Source organism: Mycolicibacterium vaccae NBRC 14118 = CIP 105934, from assembly GCF_001552715.1.
In the GTDB taxonomy this organism is placed as follows: Bacteria; Actinomycetota; Actinomycetes; order Mycobacteriales; family Mycobacteriaceae; genus Mycobacterium; species Mycobacterium vaccae.
The window spans coordinates 1-3,682 of record NZ_BCRS01000281.1 but is presented as its reverse complement, the minus strand read 5'-3'; the positions used below and the strand labels follow the sequence as shown (position 1 = coordinate 3,682).

Here is a 3,682-nt window from a genome sequence, read left to right as displayed (position 1 = left end):
GCCGGCTCGTGCTGGCCGGCCGCACCGCGCTGCCGCCCCGCCGCGAGTGGGACGACGTCACCGACGACGCCACGCGCCAGAAGATCGCCGCCATCCGCGCGCTGGAGGTGCGCGGCGTGGCCGTCGACACCGTGGCCGTGGACATCGCGTCCCGGGACGCGGTGACCGCGATGCTCGACAAGCGGGACGCCGACGGCGCGCCACCGATCCGCGGCGTCATCCATGCCGCGGGTATGACCGAGGCGCAGCTGCTCACCGAGATCAGCGCCGAGCGCGTGCACCGCACGGTGTGGCCGAAGATCGCCGGAGCGCGGGTACTCGACGAGGTCTTCCCCGTCGGGACCCTCGATTTCCTGTACCTGGCCGCGTCGGCCGGCGCGGTGTTCGGCGTGCCCGGACAGGGCGCCTACGCCGCAGGCAACGCCTACCTCGATGCGCTGGCCCGGTTCCGGCACAGCCGGGGCGACAACACCGTCAGCCTCGACTGGGTGGCGTGGCAGGGGCTCGGCTTCGGCAGCGAGGCCCAGGTCGTGATCTCCGAGCTGGAGCGCGTCGGGTCGCGTCCGGTGGTGCCGGCCGAGGCGTTCGCGGCGTGGGACCACGTCACCCGATTCGACATCGCACAGGTCGTGATGGCGCCGATGCAGTCCGCCGAGGACGCCGCCGCGGTCACCTCCGACGCACACCGGGCGGCGCCGACGCGGGACTGGGCGGCACTGGCGCCCGACGAACTGCTCTCCGAACTGCAGGACGGGCTGCGCAGCATCCTGGCGACCGAACTGCGGTTGCCCGAGAGCGACGTGCACACCGACCGGCCGTTCGCGGAGATGGGCCTGAACTCGGTGATGGCGATGTCGATCCGCCGGGAGGTGGAGCGTCTGGTCGGGTTGGAGTTGTCGGCGACGATGCTGTTCAATCACCCGACGATCGCATCGTTCGCCAGGTACCTGGCCGCACAGCTCGTGCCCGACAGCGCCGCCGCCGACGACGAGGTTGCCGACGACTCCGGTGACAGCCTGCTGGATTCGCTGTTCGACAGCGTTGAGAACTGATTTCCCTGATTGCCCCGATGCACGAGACCATGTCGGGAGTGGATTGAAAGGATGTACCGATGGCGTTGCCTGAAGCCACGATCCCTGCGGTTCTCGCCGACCGCGCGCAGCAGCAACCCGACGACATCGCGTACACCTTCGTCGACTACGAAGCCGACCCGGCCGGGGTCGAGGAGAGCCTGACCTGGTCGGAGGTCCACGAGCGCGCGCTCGTGGTGGCCGCGAAGCTGGCCAAGCTCGGCTCGCCGGGGGACCGGGCCGTGATCCTGGCGCCGCAGAGCCTGGAGTACATCGTCGGGTTCCTCGGCGCGATGGCGGCCGGGTTCATCGCGGTGCCGCTGTCGATGCCGCAGACCCGCCACCACGACGAGCGGGTGACCGGCGCGATGAAGGACTCCGCACCGGTGGTGGTGCTGACCACCTCAGCGGTGGTCGACGAGGTCCGCAGGTACGGGCAGGTCGACCCGAAGCAGCGGCCGCCGAAGTTCCTCGAGGTCGACACGCTGGACTTCGACTCGCCGGCCGCCGCGACACCGGTCGCATTGCCCAAGACCGCCTACCTGCAGTACACCTCGGGGTCCACCCGGCAGCCCGCCGGCGTGGTGGTCACCCACAAGAACGTGGTGGCCAACCTCGAGCAGCTGCTCACCGACTATTACGAGGCCCACCCCGACGGCGCACCGGCCGACACCACGGTCGTGTCGTGGCTGCCCTTCTACCACGACATGGGGTTGATCGTCGGGGTGTTCATCCCGATGATGCTGGGCCGTCCCGCGGTGCTTATGAGCCCGGTCGCGTTCATGCAGAAGCCGGCCCGCTGGATGCAGCAGCTGGGATCGCACCCGAGCGCGTTCACCGCCGCGCCGAACTTCGCGTTCGAGCTCGCCGTCAAGCGCACCAAGGACGAGGACCTGGCCGGCAAGGACCTCAGCACCGTCGTGGTGATGATCAACGGTGCCGAGCGGGTGCACGGCGCGACGGTGCGCCGGTTCAACGAGCGGTTCGCCGCGTTCGGGCTGCCCGCCTCGGCGATGCGCCCGTCCTACGGTCTGGCCGAGGCGACGGTGTACGTGGTCGCGTCGGCGGGCGGGCGGCCCCCGACCGCGGTGCGCTTCGACTACGAGAAGCTGGCCGCCGGTCACGCCGAGCGCTGCGAGGACGAGAGCCAGGACGACGCGGGCGCGGAGCTGATCGGCTGCGGCGTGCCCCGGTCGACGACCGTGCGCGTGGTCGATCCCGACACCCTGGCCGTGAATCCGGCAGGCAAGATCGGCGAGGTGTGGTTGCACGGCGAGCACGTGGCCGCCGGCTACTGGCACAACCCGAAGCTCAGCGAGTTGTTCGCCGCGCAGCTGGGCGAGCCGGATGCGGACACGCCGAAGGGGCCGTGGCTGCGCACCGGCGACCTCGGCGTGATGTTCGACGACGAGTTGTTCATCATCGGCCGCATCAAGGACCTGTTGATCGTCGACGGGCGCAACCACTACCCGGACGACATCGAGGCCACCGTCGCCGAGTTCACCGGCGGCCGGGTCGCGGCCATCTCCGTGCCCGACGAGGCCACCGAGAAGCTGGTGGTCGTCGCGGAGCTGAAGAAGCAGGCCGATCCGACCGCGGCGGGCGGCGAATGGGCCGAAGCGCTGGAATCGGTGAAGCAGCAGGTGACCTCGGCGATCTCGATGACCCACAGCGTGCGGCTCGCCGACTTCGCCCTGGTTCCGCCCGGCTCCCTGCCGTTGACGACCAGCGGGAAGGTGCGCCGCGCGTCCTGCGTCGAGCTGTACCGCAATGACCAGTTCAGCCGTCTGGACGCCACTACATGACCCCTGCTTTCGACGAGGCAGCTGTTCGGCGCTGGTTGACCGACTACCTGGTCACGAACAACGGTTGCAGTCCGGAGCACATCGAACGCGGCGCCTCGATGCACGACCTGGGCGTCGGGTCCCGCGATGCGGTGGTGCTCACCGGCGTGCTCTCGGAGTTCCTGGGCCGCACCGTGTCGCCGGTGGACTTCTGGCAGTACCCGACCGTGGGCTCGCTGGCCAAGTTCCTCACCGGCGGTGACGTCGAACCCGTCGATCCGGCCCCCGGGGGCGACCGCACGGCCGCGATGAACGAGCCGATCGCGGTGATCGGGCTCGGTCTGCGGCTGCCCGGTGGCGCCGACCTGGACGGCAACATCGAAGGCCCCGACGCCTTCTGGGAGTTCCTCACCGAGGGCCGCTCGTCGGTGCGCGAGGTGCCCGAGGACCGCTGGTCGTGGTTCGACGACGGCACCGCCGAAGGCGCGGCCGCGCTGGCCGGCACCACCCGCTGGGGTGCGTACCTGCGCGACCTGGACGCTTTCGACGCCGAGTTCTTCGAGATCATCCCGCGCGAGGCCACCCGGATGGATCCCCAGCAGCGGCTGCTGCTGGAGGTCGCCCACGAGGCGCTCGAGCACGCCGGCATCGCGGCCGACGCGCTGGCCGAGACCCAGACCGGGGTGTTCGCCGGGGCGAGCGCCCCGGACTACGCGCAGCTGGGTGCGGCGGACCTCGGCGGCGTCGACGCCTGGTACAGCACCGGTGGCGCGCTGAGCATCATCGCCAACCGGGTGTCGTACTACTTCGACCTGCGCGGCCCGTCGG

The 3,682-nt window shown here is 70.5% G+C and carries 3 protein-coding genes; all 3 read left to right on the top strand.

Annotated features, from left to right (window positions below; all coding sequences use genetic code 11):
* A partial coding sequence (locus tag MVA01S_RS29085) for a beta-ketoacyl reductase (RefSeq protein ID WP_159426376.1) occupies positions 1–1,052 on the top strand: 1,052 nt, incomplete at its 5' end.
* A gap of 59 nt (positions 1,053–1,111) precedes the next feature.
* Positions 1,112–2,875, top strand: coding sequence for an AMP-binding protein (locus tag MVA01S_RS29080; RefSeq protein WP_060941807.1), 1,764 nt, complete (start codon positions 1,112–1,114; stop codon positions 2,873–2,875).
* On the top strand, positions 2,872–3,682 hold an 811-nt coding region (locus tag MVA01S_RS29075; protein ID WP_255251729.1), incomplete at its 3' end, for a beta-ketoacyl synthase N-terminal-like domain-containing protein. The genes MVA01S_RS29080 and MVA01S_RS29075, both read left to right, overlap by 4 nt.